Raw genomic sequence first — 22,103 nt, 5'->3', positions numbered from 1 at the left:
TTACTCATGATGGTTGATTCCGTGAATAAACAATGAGATCGCCTCTTTTTGTAACTCTTTCTTCTGCTCAATGGTGTCATTTTTATATAACACGTCTAATCCATAAAAAACGGAAAGTAATATTTTCACTTTTGACTCCACATGCTGGATCGACCAGCTGCCATCTTCATTTCCCTCAAGTAAGATATCTCTCATCACATCATCAAAATCGACATCAATCTTGTTCAGCCGTTCCATGACTTCATCTGATGTAAAGGCGCTGGCACAAAATTCCTCACTCGCTCTCATTAATGGGTAGTTAATCCCCATTTGACTGAGCAGCTCTGCAAATCCGGCAAGCTTATCAATAGCTCGGTTCAGTGTTTTCTTTTCCTCATGCCACGTTTCCATCATCAAACGATGATCCTCTTCCATAATATGAAGAAACAAAAACTCTTTTCCTTTGAAATGATGATAGAGATTGCCTTTACTCACCTCAGCAGCCTCTAAAATATCGCGTACGGATGTTTCTGAATAACCTTTTTTCGCGAATAAATCACGAGAAGCGGTGACGATTTTTTGCTTCGTCTTCTCACTCTTTCCAGCCCCGCTTTGTGTACTTGTCATGTGTCACAATCCCTTTCTACCCTACATTTCTTTATGTGAAAAAATAAAACCGACCAGTTGGTTTATTTTTTCATTATAAATGGATTTTCCTCATAATACAATGAAAAAGGCATCGATTCATAAGGCGTAATTCATGTGAAAACAAACAAAACAGTCATCTGCGTTATCACTAAAAAGGACTTATACGCATCTTTCTTCTGCGGCCTTTTCATGACTGCCTTGACCTACTACGTGTTCATCATTCATTTAATTTCACTTTATATTTAACTTCACTTAAATATAAAAATTGCCTATAATAGAATAGAGGTGATGTCATTGGATGAGGAAATTATTCATTACAGTAAAAAAATCATAGAATACTCGAATGCTCTAGGCTCAATTTATGTAGAAGAGTATCAGCGATTTTTAAAACATGAGTATGCAGATTTATCAGCCAAACAAGAGCTGACGCTTGAGTTGCTGCGTACGAAAACGAGAACGATCAATGAATTAGCTGATTACTTTTCGATTTCTGCCAGCGCAGCTAGCCAGCTTGTATCAAGGCTTGAGCAGCTCGGCTATGTCACACGAGAAATTAATCCGCATAACCGAAGAGAAATCATTGTTGATTGTGCTCAAAAGGGCCATGACTATCACAAGAATACAGAAGACATTCAATTGCATCTAATTCAAAAATACTATGCAAAGCTTCCAAAAGAAGATTTAAAAACATTACTATCTCTATACGAAAAAATCTATCAGATTGCGAAAGAAGCGCCTTAATACGGTGTTTCTCTCCCCAACATTTAAGTTAACTAAACTATTAAGGGGTTGAAAATATGAGAAGCATTCATTTACAAGATAGCCGGCACATCGGTTTGATTCAATACGGTGATCTTGAGGGGTTTCCAATTTTCTTTTTTCATGGAACACCTGGATCAAGAGTGATGTTTTTAGATGATGATCCAATCTCTCAAAAGCTCGGCATTCGTCTCATCTGTTTGGATCGACCTGGATTTGGTTTATCCACCCCTCTACCTGACCGCACAATTTTAGACTGGGCAAAAGACGTGCAGGAAGTGGCAGATGATCTTGGCATTCAACATTTTTCAGTGATGGGTGTATCTGGAGGCGGTGCATTCGCTGCTGGTTGTGCCTATCAATTGCCGGATCGCGTTCTTTCTGCCGCTCTGATCTCAAGTACAACCCCTTTTCAGGACGGAAAACCGCCAAAAAGCATGCTGAAAGAAAATAAATTAGCCTTTTTCCTTAGTAAGAAGTTTCCTTGGCTATTGAAAGCAAGCTATCGTTCCCAGAAAAAAATGATTGAGAACAAACCAGAGAAATTTAAGAAGCTGGCCAAAAACGGGAACAAGCATTTACATCCGTGGGATCGGCAATTCCTTCAAACCGATGAGCAGGTAGAAATGATGATGACACATTTACACGAAGCGACTCGTCAATCGGTGGATGAGTGTATTCGTGAACCCATTTTACTTTCGAAACCATGGGCATTCGATATGAAAGATATTCAAATCCCTGTTGATGTCTGGCATGGAAAAGAAGACACGATGGCTCCATTTGTAGAAATAGAAAAAATAGCTCGGGCGATTCCAAACGTCAAAACGCATTATATAGATCAAGCAGGGCATTTTCTTACTGATGTAGACGATATTTGGCGAGATATTTTACGCTCTTTAAAGGAGCGTGCTGAACATCAGAAACATGCATGAAAAAAGACCCGATATGACTCGGGTCTTTTTCTTCATTAATATTGTTCATAATACCTCTGCACTTTATCTGGATCCTTTGTCTTCGTCAGTGCCAGCATGAGCAGAATACGTGCTTTTTGCGGGTTTAATGAATCAGACGACACAAAGTGATGTTCATCATCCGTTTTTTCATGGGTGACAATTCCATTACCCGTACGGCTTGATCGCACGAGAACCACATCTTTTTTCACTGCATCTGTTGCTCCTTTGATGGCTTCTGTTGACATCGTTCCATTTCCTGCTGCGGCTACAACAATCCCTTTCGCTCCTGCTTTTACTGCAGCATCATACATATATTTTTGATCATTTTGATAGCCGTATAAAATATCAACTTGTGGCAATTCTTTTATCTTCGATACATCAAAATCGCTTTCAGTCGTATGTTTTCTTGTCGGTTCGTTATAAAAGGACACCACTTCACCAGCAATTTCTCCCATGTATCCTTGCTCAAGTGACTTGAAGGCATCAGTTGTGGTTGTGTTTGTTTTCGTAACAAAACGAGCTGATGCAATTCGGTCATTTAATGTGACCATGACCCCTTTGCCCTTTGCTTCTTTGGTGGATGCAATTTTCACCGCCTGATACAAGTTAAGCGGGCCATCTGCACTGATAGCCGATGCTGGTCTCATTGAGCCAACGACCACAACAGGCTTATCACTTTTGACCACCAGATTTAAAAAGTAAGCTGTTTCTTCAAGTGTATCTGTTCCATGCGTGATGACAATGCCATCCACTTGATCATCTTTTAATAGCTCATTGACTCGTTTGGCTAATTTTAAAAGAAGAGCGTCATCAACATTTTCACTTCCAACATTCGCTACCTGCTCACCAGTGACATTTGCAATATCCTTCAGCTGTGGAACTGAAGCAATGACTTTATCGATGCCAAGTGCACCAGATTTATAGCCCGTCGTATCTGTATCACTGTCTGAACTGCCAGCAATCGTCCCGCCTGTGGCTAATACCTTAATATTTGATAAGGACTTATTCCCTGTTTCAACCGCATTGTTTTTCTCTTTTGTTTCACTGGATACGTTTTCTTTTTCGCTTTGACTATTCTCTTGAGTGCCTGTGTTCGCACAAGCTGCTGTCACTAGTAATAAAACAGAAAGAAGGACAGCACCTAACCATTTTGTCATGTTCATTGGATCATCTCTTTTCCTCATTTGATGGATTTCATGGCTAAATCTCTTTCTATAGACTTTACTTTATACCATACCTTCATTCATCGGCATGAGGCTAAAGATATAGAACCAAATAAAGGTAAAAAGGGCATGATATTAAGAGTTTATTCAATTCTTAATACCTAAATTTGCTGTAATTAAATTGAGTATTGAAGGTGGCGTATTTTAAAAATAACCGATGCTTGATAATGAATTTATGATAAAATATAGTAAATTTTACAAAAAAGGAGTATACATTTTGCATTCGCTTCCACCCTTTTACAAAATCCTAATCACACTATTCATCAGCTCTACTTTACTCGGCTTGTTTGTCTGCTTATTTCCACCTATTCAAGCTGAGCCTGCGTTTCTGATATTTTACATTCCTATCTTTTTTGTTTATTATTTCGTCTTTGCGGTTCCTTTGCAGTTATTGTTTTCTTTGCAGCCAAAGGCTTTTCATCCTCTTTATTTAGCTGCTTATTTACTGATTGCATTGGTTGTCATGCTCTTTTTCGTTGATGGTATTGGGAGCCCGGTGTCTTTACCCATCATCATCATGAGCAGTCTTATCTACTGGACCTGTGATTCCTTGTTTTATCAAAGAATGCATGAAAAAAATACATAATGCGCAGGACGTACAAGCTCCTGTTCTAAATAGAGACGAAGGGTATATATCTTGTTACATACCTCCTATCCTTGACCACACAATCAATCATGCCATAAAAAAAGCACTGAGGTTATCTACCTCAGTGATGGGAATCGTTATTTCTTCATTGAACCTGCGTGTGAAAAGATTAGATCTTTCAATTCAAATTCGAATGTCTTTCCGTCCACAATACCGACTGTTTTTTCACTGTCATAAAGCTCAAGCATACAAGCAGCCATTTCTTTTGATGTATGATATTTCTTGAAATTGCCTTCATATTCAAATTCGTCTAGATCCAATGAGCGCTTTGCAAATTCTGATTCTGTCGCGGATGGCGCTAAAACTTTTGCCTTTAATTTGGCACCTTTTTCTTTCAATTCTAGGGCCAGTCCTTCTGTAAAGGCGCTCACGTAAAACTTCGTTGCTGAATAGGTGACGGCATTGCCAACGACTGTATAGCCTGCTCGTGAAGAAATGTTAATGAGCTGAGCTCCCTCTACTTGCTCATAATCACGAACAAATAAGGTGGATAGAATCGTTAATGCTTCTATATTCAGATGAAGCATATCCCCAATTTTACTTAAATCTTGTTCTCCTATAGAGCCAAAATGACCAAACCCTGCATTATTAATGAACGTATCCAGTTCATAATCTGACAATGATTCATAAAATGAATACACTTGCTCTATGTTTGTTAAATCAACTGACTGTATGACTACTGTGATATCGGGATATTGATCATGAATCTTTTTCTTCAATTCTTGGAGTTTATTGAGCCGGCGTGCAGCTAATATAAGATTTTTCCCTCGTGCTGCAAATGCGAGAGCCGCCTCATATCCAATACCTGAGCTTGCTCCTGTAATGACTGTATAGCCCATTTTATATCCCCCTATTCGCGTCTTCTAACTGGTTAAATTATAACGACAGCGTTTCACTCAAGTCAATTTTGAAGAGAGTCAAAGGGCATCATGTCAACTTAGATACAGCTCCTCAGTTACTTCCTTTTGAATCATTTTGGAGGATGTCATGCTGAGATTTTTTTGATAATTTCTGAAAAACCAATTGATAGGAATGTTCGATTAACTCCTCTACAAATGAGGATGGAATGTCTGCATCAAGGTAAATGGAATTCCAATGAGTCTTATTCATATAGTAGCCAGGGATAATTCCTTCATGCATCTCTCTTAGTTCTTCAGCACGAAGAGGATCACATTTTAAAGTGATGACAGGCTTTCGATTCGCATCTCCCCCCATCATAGCAAACATCTTTCCGCCAATATGATAACGATCTGCCTGCCACTCAGGTTGATAATCATGGGTTGTTCCTTTTAAGGAAAGACAAAATGCCTGCAGCTGTTCTTTTTTCATTTCATTAGCTCCTTTTTTAGAAATCATCTATTTTTTCTATTATATCGACAATGAGGAAAGATATCTGACGCTTTTTTTCAGAAACAATAAGAAAAGCACAGGCCCATTGTCTCCTGTGCTTTTGAATCACTCTGCTTTTTTTATTCAAACGCCTTCTTTAGTTGATCCCCCATCAAATGCCAAGCTTCTTCAGCTATGGCTAAATCTCCGGCGTGCGTGAAGCCGTGTGGAACTCCTTTAAATTGTTTATACGTGACGTCTATCCCAGCTTCTTTTAACTTGGCAGCATATTGCTCAGCTTCTTCAGCCAGCGAATCCTTCTCTGCTGTGATGACGAGAGCTGGAGGCATTTGTGCCAAGGATGTACGATCTGCAAAAACCGGAGAAACGAGCGGATTGCGCGGATCTTGGCCTTGCAGATAGAAGGAATTAAAAAGTCTCGCCAATTCAACTGGAATCGCTTCATCAAACGCTGGCTTTTCTGCTGGATCAGTGGCTAGATCAAGCGGCGGATAATCAAGCACCTGATAAACAATTGGGAGTGTATTTCCTTTTTGAATATTCAATAGACAAGCAGCCGTTGCCAAATTTCCTCCTGCACTATGTCCGCCAACGGCTAATGCATTCCGATCGATTTGAAGCTCGTCAGGGTGTTCATACAGCCACTTCAGTACATCGTAGCATTCATGAAGAGCCGCTGGGAAAGGGTGCTCAGGAGCAAGCTGATACTCGACATTGACCACGATACATTGCGCCCGGTCTGCAATGACTGGACACCATGGATTATCCATTTCAGCACTGCCCATGATAAATCCGCCACCATGTAAATTCACAAAAACAGGAAGTGGCTGCTTTGATGTGTTCACTGGCTTAAACACCCACACCTTTGTTTCGCCAGCACTTGTTGGAATGTCATATTCCATTTTGTTCACATCAGGAGGATTTACTGGCTTTAGTTCCGATTGACTCGCTAATGAACCTTCAGATGGCTGGCGTAATGAAGCAGCGATTTTGATTTGTTCTTCTAAGTTCATGATCTCAGACTCCTATCTTATTCATTTCTTCTTAACTCATTCGTTCCTTTTTCCTCTTTTCCTTCTACTGAATCAGCAGCACCTTACTGGAATAATCAAAATAAAAAAAGAAGACATTGAAGAAGGTATACGTTTATTAGCTAAACTTATCAATAAAGCTAAGTAACGCACTGAATTTAACACACGATACTAAGAGAATGAAAAAACGAAGAAAACGAGTTTTCCATGTTTAATGTAAATGGGAAAACTCGTTTTTATATTACGCAAAAAACCTAAAATACGATCAATCTGTAACTGCAAACCAAGTTTCTTTGAGCAATTCACAGAAAGATTGAATGGTTGGTCCTTCTGAACGACTTCTTAAATATACGACAGATGTTTCAATTGGTTTTTCACAGTAATGCAATGGGATAAGAATACCCTCTGCTAATTCTTCTTTAATCATATTTTCACCAAGCAAGGCGATTCCGGTTTTATTTAAAACTGCCCGCCTAATCGTTTCATCACTTCCCCCGCATTCAATGATAGAAGATGGACGGGTGTTAATTTCAGAAAAACACTGCTCTGTAATTGAGCTAAAACCGCAATGTTCATGATAAGCAAGAAACGGAAAAGATTCTATAATCTCTTCTTTAGAGCGGTTTTTTGTAAGATCGGCGGAGACAACCAACACCGCCTTTTCCCTTTCTAAAACAAACTTTTCTAATTCTGAGGAATCAACTTCCCCTGCAACAATCCCAATATCTGCTTCATTATTTAAAATTTTATCGACAGCTATAAGGCTGTTTGCTGGCATGAGGCGCAGCTTAACTTGTTTATGCAATTTTGTATAAGAACTAAGCAGTAGGGAAAGGTGATTCGTACAATAATATTCTGAAGCTGTCACAGTTAGACTTCCGGAAGGACCATTTAACTCTTCCATGTCTCTTTCCATATATTCCATTAATTCAAATAATCTATCTGTATGCTGCTTTAATTTTTTTCCAGCAGGCGTCAAAAACGTTTTTTTTCCAATACGGGTGAATAGAGAATGGTTTAGTTCCCTTTCTAATACTTGAATTTGCAAAGTAATAGTGGGTTGAGTATATTTTAAGATCTTTGCAGCTTTGGTCATATTCAATTCATTGGCTACTACTTGAAAAGTTTTTAGATTTCTGAGTTCCATTTAACCTTCATCTCACTATCTATATTTTTTATAGCCTACAAAAGCTCCTAACCAAAAGTATATAAAGTAATCATCTTTCTCATAGGATATAAGGTTAACCATATAACCCCATAGACAAGATGCTCTGAAGCGAATAGCAATCAAATCATTATATCAAAAATTTTAACGGGAGAATCTAAAAGTTTGATACGAATCATTCATTTTTTATTGGTAACTATTGAATCGCCTAATTTAAAATACCAATAAAAAACCAAATCATCTCCTTACTCTTAAGGTTATGATATATCGCTAAAGTTTTCTAATGCATACTATTAAATTAATTAATTTTTAGCTTGTTTCATCCTGTGATAGATTTGATAAAGAGCTTAACGAAGTAAGGGAAAGGGAGAATATTATGTACCCATTTAAAGTATTAAATCATGAAGATATCAAAGCTATTCTTGATATGAAAAATGTAATCGATATCGTAGAAAAAGCTTACGTCTTAAAAGAAAATAAAGAAGCTTCTTTATTCCCAATGGTGTTTCACGAGTTCGAACCTGGTAAAGCGGACATGGATATTAAATCAGGAGAATTGTCAGGAGCAGGCATTTTCGGTTTAAAACTTGTTTCCTGGTTCGGTGACAACCCTTCTAAAGGCCTTCCTGCTGTTGTTGGAACTGTCTTAGTTCTTGACAGCCGTACAGGCCTTCCAATCGGTATCTTGAGCGGTGAGTATATGACCATGATGCGCACCGGAGCAGCTGGTGGAATTGGAGCTAAATATTTAGCAAGAAAAGAATCAGAAGAATTACTTATGGTAGGATCAGGTCATGTTGCGGCTTATCAAATCTTAGCTGTTTTAATGACAATGAACCATATCAAAAGAGTTCGAGTGTATAATGCTCATTCATTTGACCGAGCTGGTCAGTTTTGTGCAGACATCAAAGGCAAGTTAAAAGAGCTGTTAGCTCAAACTAAAGAACAAAACCCGGAAGTTTATGAAGAAATGCTTCAAAAGATAGAGATTGAGTATACGCCGGTTAATGATATTGAATCAGCTACGAGAAATGCAGATATTATTATTACAGCTACTCCAGCACGCCAACCAATTATTCTAAAAGAATGGGTAATGCCAGGTACTCATTTTTCATGTGTGGGTGCAGACATGGCAGGAAAACAGGAAATTGATGAAAATATTTTAACTGATGCTCGCATATTCGTTGATGACCTTGAACAGTCTGTTACGGTAGGAGAATTTGAAACTGCATTCAAAAAAGGCATCATCGCAAAAGATAGCATCATTTCGGAAATTGGAGGAGTGATTACAAATCAAGCACCAGGACGCGTTTCTCCAGAAGATATCACTGTTTTTGACAGTACAGGCATCTCTCTTCAAGATCTATTGACAGCGAGCTATGTTCTAGAACAGGCAGAAGAAAAACAAATTGGGATGTCGACAAAGCTGTAACTGATCGATAGCCTTTTAAATAAGCAGATTTTAGAAAGTATTCTTTACCAAAAGACTATGTATCAAAAAATAAGATCATACTTACAAAGGAGTTAATCGGATGAATATTAAAACATTTGCTGTAGAACATTGGATGAATTTATACGAGCAAGAGGCCGTTTATAATATCGCGGAAACATGTGTTGAATCTTTCACTGTAAATGAGTTGATTGGGATTGACGGCACAAATCCGGCAGATTTTTTCAATGAAGTCGGAAAGAAAAAATTAACATACGGACATATTGAAGGATCTCCAGAGTTTAAAAGCTTAGTATCTGGCCTGTATGAGACAGTTGAAGCTGATAATGTACTTGTCATGAATGGAGCAATTGGTGCAAACTTCTTAGTGCTCTATTCTCTTATTGAGCCAGGAGATCATGTAATTGCTGTACACCCAACATACCAGCAGTTATATGATGTGCCTGCTTCATTTGGCGCGAATGTAGATCTGCTGCCATTGAGACCAGAAAATAACTTCCTGCCGGATCTAAACGAATTAAAGTCTCTGATTAACGAAAAAACAAAATTGATTATTATCAACAATCCGAATAATCCTTCAGGTGCTATTATTGAGAGAGAAATGCTTGAAGAGATTGTAGAAATTGCACGCTCAAGTGATGCTTACTTGCTGTGCGACGAAGTATACAGAAACCTATTACAGGAAGATAACCTTGTTGTGCCATCTGTTGCTGATTTATATGAAAAAGGAATCAGTACATCAAGTATGTCAAAAGTATTTTCATTAGCCGGATTGCGCCTTGGCTGGATTGCAGGTCCAAGTGATGTGATCGCTGAATGCATAAAACACCGTGATTACACAACAATCAGCTGTGGTGTGCTTGACGATATGTTAGCCGTTCATGCTCTTAAAAACTACGACAAAGTCCTAGGGAGAAGCCGCAAAATTATCAAAGATAATCTGGCTATTTTAGATGAGTGGGTTCAAAACGAACCTTCAATCTCCTACGTAAAGCCACGTGCAGGCACAACATCTATGCTGAAATACGATTACCCTGTTTCATCAGAAGAATTTTGCGTTGACCTATTTAAAACGAATGGCACATTCTTAACGCCAGGTTCTTGCTTTGATATGGAAGGATACGTTCGTATCGGTTACGCATGTTCAACAGATGTATTAAAAGCAGGTCTTGAGAAATTCTCTGAATATTTGCGTACCCTTAAAGTAAATAGCTGATTAACAACCATTAAGATAGATATTTGGAATATCTGATCGTACAAAAAACCGAACTGCCAATAATGGTTAGTTCGGTTTTTTATAAAGTGAATAAGGGATATTTAAAACCCTTAAAAAAACATTGAAATAACTTATCAGATTATCTCACATCATTAATTTCAATAGTTACCATTATGTACGACTCTTTTTTTTTCATTTATTTTCATATTTAATGATATCATTATTTGATGAAAGACTAATTTATTGAAAAAAAGCACTGCGGCGCTATGTCCTCAGTGCTTTTCATTTCTCTTATGATACTTGCTGTTCTACCTTCACTCGTTTAATGAAGAAAGCAATAATCAATCCAATGACGGTCATGATCACGGCAAAGATAAATGCATGCTGGACACCATTTGTAAAGGCGAGCAGCTGATTCACCGGATTTGCGGGATCAGATACATTTTCCATAAAGCTGCGAGCTCCTGATGAAAGGATCGAGATACCGATCGCAGTACCAATGGCTCCTGACACTTGCTGCAAGGTATTCATAATCGCTGTACCATGCGGATATAGCTCTGGCGGAAGCTGATTTAATCCATTGGTTTGAGCAGGCATCATGATCATTGCGATTCCGATCATTAAGGTAATATGAAGGGTTACAATGAAACCAATTGACGTATTGACACTTAGATTCGTAAAGCCAAACATCGTCGCTGCGACAATGACAAGACCTGGAATGACAAGCCATTTTGGACCAAACTTATCAAATAGACCACCCATGATTGGAGAGAGCAGTCCGTTGATAATTCCACCTGGCAACAGCATTAAACCTGCTGTAAATGTAGAAAGCGCCAAGGACGTTTGCAGATACAATGGCAAAATCATCATAGCAGACAGCATTACCATCATACACACTAAAATCAGAAGTAAACCAATGACAAACATCGGATATTTAAACGGGCTTAAGTTCAGCATTGGTTCTTTCATGTTCAACTGTCTTAAAGAGAACACGAGAATCCCTATGACACCAACTACAATTGCAACGATGACATGCATACTGCTCCAGCCGCCCCCTTCACCGGCACTGCTAAAGCCATATACTATTCCACCGAAACCAATGGTTGAAAGCACAATCGATAAGATGTCGATTTTCGGTCTTGTTGGTTCTGTAATATTTTGCATAAAGATAAAACCAAAGACAAGTGCAGCCATTAATAAAGGAAGTGAAATCCAGAAAATCCAATGCCAAGTCAACGATTTCAAAATAAGACCAGAGACTGTCGGGCCGACAGCTGGTGCAAACATAATCACAAGACCAATAATCCCCATTGATCTGCCTCGTTTATGAGGCGGGATGATGACCAAAATCGTATTAAACATCAATGGCAGAAGCAATGCTGTACCGACTGCCTGCACGACACGTGCTACCATTAAAATACTAAAGACCGGGGCAACCGCCGCAATAAATGTTCCGATGATCGAAAAGACGAGCGACGTAATGAAAAGCTGTCTTGTTGTAAACCATTGAAGAATGAGTCCTGAAATCGGTACGAGAATACCAAGTGTTAATAAATATCCTGTTGTCAGCCACTGAGCAGTCGTCGCTTCAATTCCAAAGTCTAACGTTAAACTTCTCAGCGCCATGTTTAATGCCGTTTCACTGAACAGGCCAATAAATCCAGCTGTGATAAAAGAAATAATAATGGGCAGCGTTCGAATTTCAGAAGCTGCTGCTTTCTTTTTGTTCATATTAAGTTGGCTCCTTTTCTTTTTCAATTTAGATGAACCTTAGGAAGTCAGGGTGGTCAGAAATGAGCCACTTTCATGTCTATTGAAAGACGGATAAAATCTGTTTTTCTGCTGCAAATTGAGCAATTTTGTCGATCGAATAGCCAGATTCATGTATATAAAACATGAGCTCAGGCGTCATTGGAGAGGACATACATAACGTTGTCAGTTCTATATCCTGTATATTCGCTTCTCCCTTTTCTCTCGCTTCTTCAAGCAATTCACGAATGATTTGTCTTAGTGATTGACTGTAATGACTATCATACACTTTACTTGTCTGCTCTAAATTCCCAGAGATTGTGAGCATCCGAATCCAGTCTAAATGGTGACCGACGATCAGATGAATTTCTTCGAGAACATAGCGTAAACGTTCACGAACCGGCTGATCACTTATTTTGCTCAAGTAAAGATGCAAAGCTGGGATCAGCTGTTCAAATCTCTCCCCAAGGATAGAAAGGCACAGATCACTTTTATTGGCGTAGCGGCGGTATAGAGTGCCCTGTCCAACACCAGCTGTTTTCGCAATTTTATGCATGCTGACATTTTCTACACCAAATTCTTGAAACAAGGAGAATGCGATCTCTTCAATTTCCTCACCAATATCCTTTTCCACCATACACACCTTCTTTACCTTCATCCACATGACACTCATCTCTATGTGTTAAATCAAAACACTTTAGGTTTTTCTTAGGAAAATTGTCCCGATATTATCTTACGGACAACTGTCCGCATTGTCAATCATTATTTTTTTCTTTCAATTCTATTAAATGATGCACACAGTTTATCATTATTTAGACCGATTTTCCCTTTTGAAAGAATCATGTATGATCAATAAAGAAAGCGCTTCCACAAAAGGAGAGGAGAATGCGAATATGTACCGTATGAAACGAATGTTGATGCTGGTTGTCACTGGATTAGTCTTGAGTTTGTCCACATTTACTGCGGGTGCCTCGGCACAAACGGGTGGATCGTTTTATGAACCTTTTAACAACTATAATACGGGGTTATGGCAAAAAGCCGATGGATACTCGAATGGAAACATGTTTAACTGTACGTGGCGTGCAAATAATGTGTCTATGACCTCAGCAGGTGAAATGCGTTTATCGCTCACAAGTCCCTCCTATAACAAGTTTGACTGCGGAGAAAACCGCTCCGTTCAAACGTACGGCTATGGGCTATATGAAGTCAACATGAAGCCCGCCAAAAATGTGGGGATCGTCTCTTCTTTCTTCACTTATACGGGACCGACTGATGGCACGCCTTGGGATGAGATTGACATTGAATTTCTAGGAAAAGATACGACAAAGGTACAGTTTAACTACTATACCAATGGTGTAGGAAATCATGAAAAGATCGTCAACCTTGGTTTCGATGCAGCGAACTCTTATCACACGTATGCATTTGACTGGCAGCCAAACTCCATCAAATGGTATGTCGATGGACAATTAAAGCATACCGCCACCACACAAATTCCTCAAACACCAGGGAAAATTATGATGAACCTGTGGAATGGTGCAGGTGTCGATGAATGGCTTGGTTCCTACAACGGTGTTACACCACTCCACGCACATTATAACTGGGTGCGTTACACAAAAAGATAACTCTATCAAAAAACCTGTGACTTGTCACAGGTTTTTCTTCGTTTAATTTGAACTAGTTTTCAGCTGATGAGCGAGTTTTTTCTCATGATTGTGGATAATATCTTCATAACTTTCTATTTTGAAATCCAATCGTTTAATGGTCTCTTCGATTTCCTTTTGTTTTTGGACGAGTCTTTCTCGTTCATTGACCAAAATGTTTTTTCGCGAAGATAACGTATGATTATCATCCTCAAAAAATAAGGCTGTATATTCTCTAAGCGCATCAATCGAGAGCCCAGCATTTCTCATACACTTGATAAATTCAATCCATTGAAGATCATCCTCTGTATAATCACGAATCCCATGATCATCACGTTTGATTTCCCTAATCAAACCAATATTTTCGTAATATCTAAGTGTCGCAGTGGATAAATCGAGCTGTTTTGCTGCTTGTGCTATTTTCATTGTGCCCTCCCTCTTTCTCTTACCTTCCGATCTCCCTTTCCTCATCATCTCCATTTTGAAAAAGAAAGCAAGATGCTTTTGACTCAATTCTTGATTCAAGAATGTTGAATTCGTTATTACAAAAGGTTTTCTGTTGACTTATAGTTCACTTTAAGAAGTACAGTATAGAAGAAAGAATCGAATCTTATTTTTGAAAGGATGATCAAGAATGTGCCAGACGCACCAATCAAATGTTTTAAGTGTTTCACACGCAAAAGCGAATTTTGAACGGACGACCATTGAACGAAGAGCGCTTCGTCCACATGATATTTTAATTGATATTCAATTTAGCGGGATCTGTCATTCAGATATCCACAGCGCTTTTGATGAATGGGGCGGCGGTATTTTCCCAATGGTTCCTGGTCATGAGATTACTGGGGTCGTTGCAGCTGTAGGGGATGATGTGACGAAGTTTCAGATCGGTGACCGTGTAGGTGTTGGCTGCTTTGTGGATTCCTGCGGCACCTGTGAATATTGTCAAAATGGAGACGAGCAGTATTGCACAAAAGGAGTCGTCCAAACGTATAACAGCCGTGACTATGACGGGGAACCGACTTATGGCGGCTACAGTCAAAAAATTGTCGTGACTGAACGATTTGTCGTCAGCATTCCTGAACAACTGCCTCTTGATGCCGCAAGCCCTCTTCTCTGTGCTGGCATTACAACTTATTCTCCATTAAAGCACTGGAAGGCAGGCCCTGGCAAAAAGGTTGCTATCGTCGGAATGGGCGGACTCGGCCATGTTGCCATTCAATTCGCACGCGCACTTGGTGCTGAAGTAACGGTTTTAAGCCGCTCTTTGAATAAAAAAGAAGAAGCACTATCATTTGGCGCAAAAGACTATTTTGCTACAAGTGATCCTGAAACGTTTCAGACACTAGCCGGTCAGTATGACCTCATTCTCAATACGGTCTCTGCCAACATTAATGTGGATGCCTATCTGTCCTTACTCCGTGTAGATGGAACCTTGGTAAACGTCGGTGCACCGCCTAAGCCGGATCAATTCCACGTCTTTTCATTAATTTCCGGCCGTCGCAGCATTGCTGGTTCACTCGTTGGCGGCATCCAAGAAACACAAGAAATGCTCGATTTCGCAGCTGCTCACAACATTGCACCACAAATTGAAGTCATCAATGCTAATCAAGTTGATGAAGCGTATGAACGTGTGCTGAAAAGTGATGTGCGTTACCGCTTTGTGATTGATATTGCTACGTTGTGATTGCTATTTGTTTTAAGAGACTAGCCTGATTGGCTGGTCTTTTGTTATGTTTCAACCTTTTCCTTTTACACAGGTGTATGCAATGGACATTTCACAGCAAAAATCCTCTGAAATTCGCACAAAAAATATTGACATAAAAATAAAAAACATGTTATTATTAAAAATTTGGTTATTACACCTTCATTTGTGATACCCTTATAGTAGATACAATTTATGGAGGTGGATGAAATGTTTCAAATTGGTGATAACATTGTTTATCCAATGCACGGAACAGGCATAATTGAAGCCATAGAAGAAAAGAAATTTTCTGCCGAGACAGAAGAGTATTATGTCATTAAGATGTCCGTCAGCCAGATGAAAGTGATGATTCCAACAAAGAAAATGTCAGGGTCAAATATAAGAGCAGTTACGAATATACTTGCCATCAAGAACATTATCCACATTTTTCAGAATGAAACCTCAGATACATTATTGTCCTGGAAAGAAAGGTATAAAATCAATACAAACAAAATCAAAACAGGCGATATCCAAGAAGGCGCTGAAGTTGTACGTGACCTCTTGCGAATGAAAAAAGAAAAACCACTCAATTCAAGTGAAAAGAAAATGCTGGATGATGCTTATGAGTATTTGATTAGTGAACTGGAAGTCATCGAAGGAATTACCGAAAAACAGATTAAGAGCTTTTCTTAAAAATTTATACCACTTTTTTACTCCCACCTTCTCCCTCATTTGTTATTCTCTACGAATAGCTCCACGCCCTGTCACTTTGAAAAGAAAAAGAAATTATTTAGGAAAATTCCGCATATTGTCAATCCAGTATGTTATACTAAACTAACCTTTGAAGCATGAAATTTTTACGAATACCTTGTACCATCTCCCTACTTGTACGTTGAGTAGGGTTTTTTCATGCAAAAAAACAGGCTCTCCGTAGAGAACCTGTTTTAAAAGAATGAAGATTAAGCAATTTTTTGAACGTTAGCAGCTTGAGCTCCACGAGAACCTTGCTCTACGTCAAATGATACTTTTTGACCTTCGTCTAAAGATTTGAATCCGTCGCCTTGGATAGCTGAGAAATGTACGAATACATCGTCGCCTTCTTCACGTTCGATAAATCCAAAACCTTTTTCTGCGTTAAACCATTTTACTGTACCTTGTTCCATGATTGTTGCCTCCTCGTGCGTTTACCACACAATGTATTATACTATCCTTGCCCAAAGTACCCTCAAGACGAAAAGTCAATCTTCATACTATCCTTTACGCCGAACAAAAATAATTACTTTTCATTATAGCATGAATCGGTAATAATTGCAATTTGTTGATTAGAAGAAACATAAGTACATCATTAGACAGGGGGATGATGGTAAAAGGTATAGACATGTTAATCATAAAGCTTGAATTCTATAATAAGTTGTACCTTACTAAAGACTTTCCAACTCAAGTCTATTTAACCAATTATCGACTAATGAGTTAAATACATCGGGTTGTTCAATTTGTAGGTTGTGACCAGCCATATCAAGCACCGCAAAAGTGGCTCTTGGATAATCTTCGATGAGCCGCCATGCATCGTGGTATCCGACTACATTGTCCTGGCGCCCTGTGATAATGAGCGTTGGATACTTAAGATCAGTTGAAATATCGAAGGTAAAACCATATCCATTTTGATGAATGTTGTTGATGAAATCATGATTTGTTTGTTTAGAAGGAAGTAAAATTTCATCTCGAAACCTCTCCCATTCCGTTTTTCCTTGCACAACTATCATAGAGCAAAATTCATCTACCTCCTCTGAAGACAATTGTGATATGAAGCTGCTGTCACTTTTTAAAACCGCCGCCTCTGGTACGACTCTTTCATTGAATTCTGGTATAGTCATGGGCGCCACAAGCAGTAATCCACGAACGGTTTCCTGACGTGAACGAACGATACCTCTGGCGATGTACCCTCCATATGAATAACCACAAACAATAAACTGTTCATCAGGGATAATCTCGTCCAAAAGACACAATATCGCTTCTAGCACATCATCAGAGTTCTGAATAGACGGATGTGGCTTTGAACGTCCCATACCTGGTAAATCTATGTATATTCTCTTCCAACCGCTTCGTTTTTCGAATACCGGTTCCAATGCGTGTAACATTACCTGATGGTCAAGAGTCCAACCATGCAATATCACGATCGGATACCCTTCTCCAATGACTTTATGGTAAATTGACATGTTTTTATTTCCCCTTTCCTACTCTTCAATATTTTATCACAATTTTAGAAAAATTCTTTTTTCACTAAACTTGTTATCATCGTAAACTATCATATATAACTGTTCAAACTAATTAGAAAGCACAAAAAAAACCAAAGGTCTACAACCTTTGGTTTCTTAGATGCGGCCGAGAGGACTTGAACCTCCACGGGTTATTCACCCACTAGGCCCTCAACCTAGCGCGTCTGCCATTCCGCCACGACCGCGTGTATGATGTGCTCATATATTCATAAGTGCACTGTTTGAAAAAACAATGCGGGTGAAGGGACTTGAACCCCCACGTCATAAAGACACTAGATCCTAAGTCTAGCGCGTCTGCCAATTCCGCCACACCCGCGTGACAATGGTGAGCCATGAAGGACTCGAACCTTCGACCCTCTGATTAAAAGTCAGATGCTCTACCAACTGAGCTAATGGCTCATCTGCTATGCAGAAAAACATATATAAAAAATGGCTGGGCTAGCTGGATTCGAACCAACGCATGACGGAGTCAAAGTCCGTTGCCTTACCGCTTGGCTATAGCCCAACGAATCAAAAAACAAAACATGACCCGTACGGGATTCGAACCCGTGTTACCGCCGTGAAAGGGCGGTGTCTTAACCGCTTGACCAACGGGCCATACAATAATGGCGGAGAAGGAGGGATTTGAACCCTCGCGCCGCTCGCGCGACCTACACCCTTAGCAGGGGCGCCTCTTCAGCCACTTGAGTACTTCTCCATTATGGCTCCGCAGGTAGGACTCGAACCTACGACCGATCGGTTAACAGCCGATAGCTCTACCACTGAGCTACTGCGGAATAATAAGACATGTTTCATTATATCTATGCCAGAAAAATGTGTCAAGAATTTTTAAGTGTTTCATTCCTGTCTCATTAGCGACGGCTTTTATAATTTAACATATACTAATATAACAGTCAAGCCTTTCTTCCTTCCTTTTTGTTTTCTGTTTAGACATGACAGAAAGACCCCGACCTCTAACTGAAAGACCAAGGCCTCCTTGCTGCTGCGCTCCCTATGAGTTCATGACAACTTATACTTTCGCATCCACTTATAAAAGGTGCTTCTTGGCACCCCTGCTGACTTCGCTGCTTCTGACACATGACCTTTTGTTTTGTGCAGTGCTTCTATCACCGTTTGCTTTTGAATGCGTTCCCTTAGCGTGAGTTCTTTTGGATTCTCGGTATATTCTGGTAGATGCAGCTTCTGCTTTTTCTGATCCATCGCCTCTAAAACCGCCGCATATTGCGATTCACCAATCCTTCCTCCTTTAGGAAATAGTACCCTTATATGTTCAAACAGATTAAAAAGCTCTCGTATGTTTCCTGGCCAGTGGTACGCTTCTAGCTTACGAAAAAAAGATTCAGGAAATGTCGCATTCCATTGGTGTTTCCTTTGGTAATAACGATATAAATCAACAATGTCTTCTTTTCTTTCTCTAAGCGGCGGAATGTTGATTGGATAGACATGAAGACGGTAATACAAATCTTCACGTATTTTTCCTTCCTTCAGCAGTACGTTCATATTCCGGTGTGTCGCTGTTATGATTCTAATATCCAAAGGGATTTCGTGTGTCCCGCCGAGCGGTACGACTTTTCTTTCTTCAATGACCCTAAGAAGCGCCACTTGCATCGCATAAGGGATTTCGCCAATTTCGTCTAAAAAGAGAGTTCCTTTCTGCGCCTGTTCAAATTTCCCCTTTGCTCCATGACGTTTTGCCCCTGTAAAAGCTCCTTCAGCATAACCAAATAGTTCGCTTTCTAATAGGCTTTCTGGTATGGCTCCACAATTAACGGCAATAAACGGTCCTTTATGTCTTTCACTAGCTAAGTGAATTGCTCGAGCGGCCAGTTCTTTCCCTGTACCTGTTTCTCCCCAAATATATACATTTACATCTGTTTGTGCCGCTCGTTTCAATTCGCTGAGCGTCTGCTGAAATACTGTACTTGTTCCAGATTCCCCGGGAAATTGAGCAAAAGAAACGGTGATATTGCTCTTCGCTGCTTCTTCAAGAGAAAAAGACATCCCAAGCAGCTCTCCGTCTTGTTCTGACTGAATGAGACGCTTGTCTCGTGTAACAAATGTATCAGCCATGAGCAGTTCAACATCCATTCCGTACCAGTCTGAAAACCGATCTCTAATCGGTTTGCTTGCCGAAACAATCTGCTTTTTCTCATTACAGACAACATACGGCTCGTCCGCTTCTACCTGCTGGAGACAATGACTGACCAGCTCCATCTCTTTCCTTTTTTGCTGGACCTGAATTTCTCTCTCTATGGCATATGCAACTGTTGAAGCCATGCCAAGCATAAAAGGATGCCTTTGATTCGCCATACAGGAGATATCAATGACTCCTATGATCGTGCCGTCTGCGTCACGAATAGGGGCCGCTGAACAACTCCAATGGTGGGAAGCGACTGAAAAATGCTCAGTTCCGTTGATCGCTACAGCTTCCCCAATGACCAGTGCCGTTCCAATAGCGTTCGTCCCCACATCGGCTTCGGTCCAGCGCGCGCCCTCCATAAAATTTATTTTTTTCGCTTCTACCAGTGTCCTTTGGCTTCCTGTCAGACTTAGCACATAGCCATCTGCATCGATGAGTAAGGCCATCATGTCCGATTCTTTTAATTGCTGACTAATTTTATTTAAGTAAGGAAGAGCGGCATTTAGGAATAATGAGTACTTCTTTTTTTGAATACTGAATAATTCCTTTTCTAACAACGACTGTCCTTTATCTAAATACGGGTTCACATTTGCCTGTTTACATCTGTGCCATGACTCCATCACTCTCTTGTCCAGACGAGACCTATCAAGTAAACCTTCACGAACAAAGCGTTTCCAAGTATTTAAATAACAAGGCGTCGGATTCATTCCATCCTCTCCTCTGGGGGCTTTTTATCCATTATAGATAATTATAAAAGCGCTTTCAATTATTGGCTGACCCAGGGAATTCATTCGGATAAAATGTTTCTCTATCAGCAGTGCACCGCTCGTCCATTTGTTTGCAGCAAGGCTTCGTGTATCGCCTCAGAGAGTGTCGGATGTGCCGCAATAAACTGCTCTAATGTATCAGCTGTTAACTCTGTATGCATCATCACTGCCGCTTGTCCAATCAGTTCTGTGGCATTTGGCCCGATAATGGATACACCTAAAATTTCTTGATATTGCGGTTCGACAATGACCTTTACTTGACCTGCTGGCTGATTTAAAATGAGTGCTTTTCCATTAGCAGAAAAAGCGAATTTCCCTATCCGAATCTCCCCATATTGTTTTCTAGCACTCTCTTCATTTAAACCGACACTCGCGATTTCTGGAGACGTGTAGATGCACCTTGGAATCACTTGTTCATTGACCTTTACATCTTCACCTGATGCATGTGATGCCGCAATCGTTCCTTCATGAAAAGCAGCATGAGCAAGCTGAACACCGCCTGTCACATCACCGCACGCATAGATATGCGGGAGATTGGTTTGCATATGCTCATTGACGCAGATCCCGTTTCTATCAAATTCAATGCCGACCTGTTCAAGATTCAGCTCTCCCAGCCTCGGCTTTCTGCCAATGGCGACTAAACAATGATCGGCCTTGATGTCACAGCGCTCTCCATGTTCCTTCTCAACCACCACTTTTTTTGAGATTGCATCAAGCTGTTTGACTGTTGCTGATGTCAAAATCTCCACACCAGCTTTTTGAAGCTGATCGTGAAGACAGTTAGCGGTATCGTGATCTTCTTCAGGTAAAATGTGTGCTGCCTGTTCAACCATGACAACCTTTGATCCCATTCTGCTAAAGATGCTTGCAAACTCACAGCCGATCACCCCTCCGCCAATGATACAAAGCGAATCTGGTATTGAAGGGAGCGTCATGGCATCCTTACTATCAATGATCCACTCCCTGTCAAATGGGGCGAAAGGCAAAGCAGCAGGTTCTGATCCTGAAGCAATAATGATTTGTTTTGCTTGAATGATTTCAGATGTCCCTTCACTTTCTATCAATAGCTCATGTGCCGAAAGAAATGATGCTTTCCCATTTAACACGCTGATTTTGTTTTTATTCATCAAATAACGAACGCCATCAGTCAGCTGCTTGACGACTGACCGCTTCCGCTTTTGAACGGCATCCCAATGAATGATAGGCTCCTTCCCTGGAAGCTCAATTCCAAAATGACCAGCTGATTTCACATGCTCGTACATATCAGCGCTTTGTAAAAGTGCTTTCGTTGGGATACAGCCTTCATTCAGGCAGGTACCTCCTAACAGGCCTTGGTCGATTAGTACAACCTCTCTGTCAAAACGGGCGGCTGTTATTGCCGCCACATATCCTGCTGGCCCGCCTCCTATAATGACAAGCGTCATTCATTT

The 22,103-nt window shown here is 40.1% G+C and carries 20 protein-coding genes and 7 tRNA genes; 7 read left to right on the top strand and 20 right to left on the bottom strand.

Translation table 11 applies throughout. From position 1 onward, the window contains the following. Nucleotides 1–606: a TetR/AcrR family transcriptional regulator gene (locus tag QR42_RS02820; RefSeq protein WP_039176779.1), complete on the bottom strand. Its 606-nt coding sequence runs from the start codon at nt 604–606 to the stop codon at nt 1–3. Nucleotides 607–915: 309 nt separating this feature from the next. On the opposite strand from QR42_RS02820, the gene QR42_RS02815 reads away from it, so the two are divergent. Together QR42_RS02815 and QR42_RS02810 are read left to right on the top strand one after the other, a co-directional pair. Next, nucleotides 916–1,368 carry a MarR family winged helix-turn-helix transcriptional regulator gene (locus tag QR42_RS02815; RefSeq protein ID WP_039176776.1) on the top strand — a complete coding sequence of 151 codons (453 nt, stop codon included), beginning with the start codon at nt 916–918 and terminating at the stop codon, nt 1,366–1,368. Between the two features lie 56 nt (nt 1,369–1,424). Then, complete coding sequence (locus tag QR42_RS02810) at nt 1,425–2,318, top strand: alpha/beta fold hydrolase (RefSeq protein ID WP_039176773.1); 894 nt, start codon at nt 1,425–1,427, stop codon at nt 2,316–2,318. A 35-nt stretch (nt 2,319–2,353) separates the two neighbouring features. On the opposite strand, the gene QR42_RS02805 is transcribed toward QR42_RS02810, so the two are convergent. The 5 genes from QR42_RS02805 to QR42_RS02780 all read right to left on the bottom strand — a co-directional run bounded on the left by QR42_RS02805 (nt 2,354) and on the right by QR42_RS02780 (nt 7,736). Further along, nucleotides 2,354–3,502, bottom strand: coding sequence for a type II asparaginase (locus tag QR42_RS02805; protein WP_039176770.1), 1,149 nt, complete (start codon nt 3,500–3,502; stop codon nt 2,354–2,356). A 783-nt stretch (nt 3,503–4,285) separates the two neighbouring features. Then, nucleotides 4,286–5,047, bottom strand: a complete 762-nt coding sequence (locus tag QR42_RS02795) for an SDR family NAD(P)-dependent oxidoreductase (RefSeq protein ID WP_039176767.1) — start codon at nt 5,045–5,047, stop codon at nt 4,286–4,288. A 112-nt stretch (nt 5,048–5,159) separates the two neighbouring features. Continuing rightward, complete coding sequence (locus QR42_RS02790) at nt 5,160–5,537, bottom strand: MmcQ/YjbR family DNA-binding protein (RefSeq protein ID WP_039176765.1); 378 nt, start codon at nt 5,535–5,537, stop codon at nt 5,160–5,162. 140 nt (nt 5,538–5,677) lie between these two features. Continuing rightward, nucleotides 5,678–6,571, bottom strand: coding sequence for an alpha/beta hydrolase (locus tag QR42_RS02785; protein ID WP_039176762.1), 894 nt, complete (start codon nt 6,569–6,571; stop codon nt 5,678–5,680). A gap of 283 nt (nt 6,572–6,854) precedes the next feature. Then, nucleotides 6,855–7,736, bottom strand: coding sequence for a LysR family transcriptional regulator (locus tag QR42_RS02780; RefSeq protein ID WP_039176759.1), 882 nt, complete (start codon nt 7,734–7,736; stop codon nt 6,855–6,857). A 394-nt stretch (nt 7,737–8,130) separates the two neighbouring features. Here QR42_RS02780 and QR42_RS02775 point away from each other — a divergent pair, with 394 nt between their 5' ends. Both QR42_RS02775 and QR42_RS02770 read left to right on the top strand, forming a co-directional pair. Then, entirely contained in the window at nt 8,131–9,186 is a 1,056-nt protein-coding gene (locus QR42_RS02775; RefSeq protein WP_039176756.1) for an ornithine cyclodeaminase family protein, read from the top strand. 100 nt (nt 9,187–9,286) lie between these two features. Beyond that, nucleotides 9,287–10,420 (top strand): aminotransferase, encoded by a 1,134-nt coding sequence (locus QR42_RS02770; protein ID WP_039176753.1) that lies wholly within the window; start codon nt 9,287–9,289, stop codon nt 10,418–10,420. A gap of 291 nt (nt 10,421–10,711) precedes the next feature. On the opposite strand, the gene QR42_RS02765 is transcribed toward QR42_RS02770, so the two are convergent. After that, nucleotides 10,712–12,151, bottom strand: a complete 1,440-nt coding sequence (locus QR42_RS02765) for a DHA2 family efflux MFS transporter permease subunit (RefSeq protein WP_039176750.1) — start codon at nt 12,149–12,151, stop codon at nt 10,712–10,714. A 79-nt stretch (nt 12,152–12,230) separates the two neighbouring features. Continuing rightward, nucleotides 12,231–12,827: a TetR/AcrR family transcriptional regulator gene (locus QR42_RS02760; RefSeq protein ID WP_224930346.1), complete on the bottom strand. Its 597-nt coding sequence runs from the start codon at nt 12,825–12,827 to the stop codon at nt 12,231–12,233. 235 nt (nt 12,828–13,062) lie between these two features. Between QR42_RS02760 and bglS the strand changes: the two genes are divergently transcribed. Next, on the top strand, nt 13,063–13,791 hold the full coding sequence (gene bglS / locus QR42_RS02755) for a beta-glucanase (RefSeq protein WP_039176748.1): 729 nt from the start codon (nt 13,063–13,065) through the stop codon (nt 13,789–13,791). 42 nt (nt 13,792–13,833) lie between these two features. On the opposite strand, the gene QR42_RS02750 is transcribed toward bglS, so the two are convergent. Then, a complete protein-coding gene (locus QR42_RS02750; protein WP_039176745.1) occupies nt 13,834–14,235 on the bottom strand; it encodes a MerR family transcriptional regulator in 402 nt (133 codons plus the stop codon). 208 nt (nt 14,236–14,443) lie between these two features. Between QR42_RS02750 and QR42_RS02745 the strand changes: the two genes are divergently transcribed. Beyond that, nucleotides 14,444–15,493, top strand: coding sequence for an NAD(P)-dependent alcohol dehydrogenase (locus tag QR42_RS02745; RefSeq protein WP_039176742.1), 1,050 nt, complete (start codon nt 14,444–14,446; stop codon nt 15,491–15,493). A gap of 228 nt (nt 15,494–15,721) precedes the next feature. Next, nucleotides 15,722–16,183 carry a CarD family transcriptional regulator gene (locus QR42_RS02740; RefSeq protein WP_039176740.1) on the top strand — a complete coding sequence of 154 codons (462 nt, stop codon included), beginning with the start codon at nt 15,722–15,724 and terminating at the stop codon, nt 16,181–16,183. Between the two features lie 266 nt (nt 16,184–16,449). Here QR42_RS02740 and cspC read toward each other — a convergent pair whose 3' ends face one another. The 11 genes from cspC to lpdA form a co-directional block, all read right to left on the bottom strand. Next, nucleotides 16,450–16,653, bottom strand: a complete 204-nt coding sequence (gene cspC / locus QR42_RS02735) for a cold shock protein CspC (protein ID WP_008346765.1) — start codon at nt 16,651–16,653, stop codon at nt 16,450–16,452. Nucleotides 16,654–16,911: 258 nt separating this feature from the next. After that, entirely contained in the window at nt 16,912–17,706 is a 795-nt protein-coding gene (locus QR42_RS02730) for an alpha/beta fold hydrolase (RefSeq protein WP_039176737.1), read from the bottom strand. A gap of 161 nt (nt 17,707–17,867) precedes the next feature. Then, nucleotides 17,868–17,951: transfer RNA gene (locus tag QR42_RS02725), tRNA-Leu, on the bottom strand. Between the two features lie 48 nt (nt 17,952–17,999). Further along, nucleotides 18,000–18,082, bottom strand: a tRNA-Leu gene (locus QR42_RS02720). Between the two features lie 7 nt (nt 18,083–18,089). Continuing rightward, nucleotides 18,090–18,165 (bottom strand) — tRNA-Lys (locus QR42_RS02715). A gap of 31 nt (nt 18,166–18,196) precedes the next feature. Further along, nucleotides 18,197–18,271, bottom strand: a tRNA-Gln gene (locus QR42_RS02710). A 20-nt stretch (nt 18,272–18,291) separates the two neighbouring features. Then, nucleotides 18,292–18,363, bottom strand: a tRNA-Glu gene (locus QR42_RS02705). A gap of 9 nt (nt 18,364–18,372) precedes the next feature. Further along, nucleotides 18,373–18,463: transfer RNA gene (locus QR42_RS02700), tRNA-Ser, on the bottom strand. 4 nt (nt 18,464–18,467) lie between these two features. Further along, nucleotides 18,468–18,542 (bottom strand) — tRNA-Asn (locus QR42_RS02695). Nucleotides 18,543–18,765: 223 nt separating this feature from the next. Next, a complete protein-coding gene (locus QR42_RS02690) occupies nt 18,766–20,613 on the bottom strand; it encodes a sigma-54-dependent Fis family transcriptional regulator (protein WP_039176735.1) in 1,848 nt (615 codons plus the stop codon). A gap of 104 nt (nt 20,614–20,717) precedes the next feature. Next, on the bottom strand, nt 20,718–22,097 hold the full coding sequence (gene lpdA, locus QR42_RS02685; RefSeq protein ID WP_039176732.1) for a dihydrolipoyl dehydrogenase: 1,380 nt from the start codon (nt 22,095–22,097) through the stop codon (nt 20,718–20,720). Nucleotides 22,098–22,103: the final 6 nt, after the last annotated feature.

Source organism: Bacillus sp. WP8, from assembly GCF_000800825.1.
Lineage (GTDB): Bacteria > Bacillota > Bacilli > Bacillales > Bacillaceae > Bacillus > Bacillus safensis.
Note: the sequence above shows the minus strand (reverse complement) of the source record. Positions and strands in the feature narration are given on the sequence as shown.